General features: G+C 42.5%; 2 protein-coding genes and 1 pseudogene. 2 read left to right on the top strand and 1 reads right to left on the bottom strand.

Going from position 1 to position 1,049, the window contains the following annotated elements; all coding sequences use genetic code 11:
* Positions 1 to 182, top strand: a pseudogene (locus Q0140_RS05300) (transporter); the annotation flags it as partial.
* Positions 183 to 244: 62 nt separating this feature from the next.
* Positions 245 to 799, top strand: a complete 555-nt coding sequence (locus Q0140_RS05305; protein WP_297962575.1) for a hypothetical protein — start codon at positions 245 to 247, stop codon at positions 797 to 799.
* 3 nt (positions 800 to 802) lie between these two features.
* Here the strand turns inward: Q0140_RS05305 and Q0140_RS05310 are convergent.
* The coding region (locus Q0140_RS05310; protein ID WP_297962576.1) for a hypothetical protein at positions 803 to 1,049 on the bottom strand (247 nt) is incomplete at its 5' end.

Consider the following 1,049-nt stretch of genomic DNA (forward strand, 5'->3'; position numbering starts at 1 on the left):
AAAAGCCCGAGCTTTGGACTTATAGCATACCTGCGCTGGCAAATGCGACATATGTGCTAATCTCTCTAGTTTATGCTTCGGGGTTTCTTGCTTTTCTTCCGCTTATGGCATATATCTGTTTTTTATATTCGCTCTGTGTCGTTGCCTGCGGCATACGTGAGAAATTTCAAAGCTTACGCTAAATTTACGATTAAAGTTTTAAGCCATCGTTTCGTATAATTTCGCAAAATTTTAAGGATTGCGTATGAAAATATATCTCTATAAATTACTTCTAGGCATCTTACTGACGGGCGTATTCTCATTCTCGCTCGGCTTTACTTTATCGCACGTAGGCATCATATCAAATGCGGTTTTTGGCGTACCGCTATTGCCTTACGCTTCCTTGGGCGCCGAGGTCGCAAAAGCTATCCTAACGATAATATCCGCATTTTATATCGCAAATAAAATTATTAATTTTCGCATTTTAGGCATCGATTGCAAGCTAAATTTTATATTTTTTATCGCCTTTGCGACGATAGGTGTGATTATCGTTAGTCTGCTATCTTTATTTATGATCGTCGGCATAATGATATTAAATAAATCAGAAATTGCATTTGCGGCGATGTGTCTATCCCTCGGGCCGATTTGGACCGCTTGGTTATTTCATATCAGCGGATATAGGCTCGGGGCTTTCTTGCAAAATTGCAGCCCAACGACAAAATCTACGGCAAGAAAATACAACATAGACAAGGCGCTATTGGTCGTTATAATAATAGTAGCACTGCTGATCCTTATACCGATAATAACGAAGCTTTTGTGATTTTTATTTTAAAATTTTAAACCAGCCGTAGAATTCGTTCGCCTCTAGGTGCGGATCGCCTGCGCGGGAGATGAAAAGCGGTCGTAGCGCAGCATTTGTTCTAAAATTTCCCACGTCCCTCATCTGCGCGCTGTAAAAAATAAGCGCGTGGCTCGCAAACTGCGCAAACTCGTCAAACGAGCTCGCCCCCGCCTCTATCATCGTGATTTTGGCACCCGCAGGCAGCGAGCGCGAGACCTCTACCTTGCGT

Origin of the sequence: uncultured Campylobacter sp. (assembly GCF_938045405.1) — a bacterium.
Taxonomy (GTDB): domain Bacteria; phylum Campylobacterota; class Campylobacteria; order Campylobacterales; family Campylobacteraceae; genus Campylobacter_B.

What these genes read in the sequence shown, in the direction of transcription:
- Q0140_RS05305 (WP_297962575.1), top strand. Translation starts at nt 245, where the DNA reads ATGAAAATATATCTCTATAAATTACTTCTAGGCATCTTACTGACGGGC.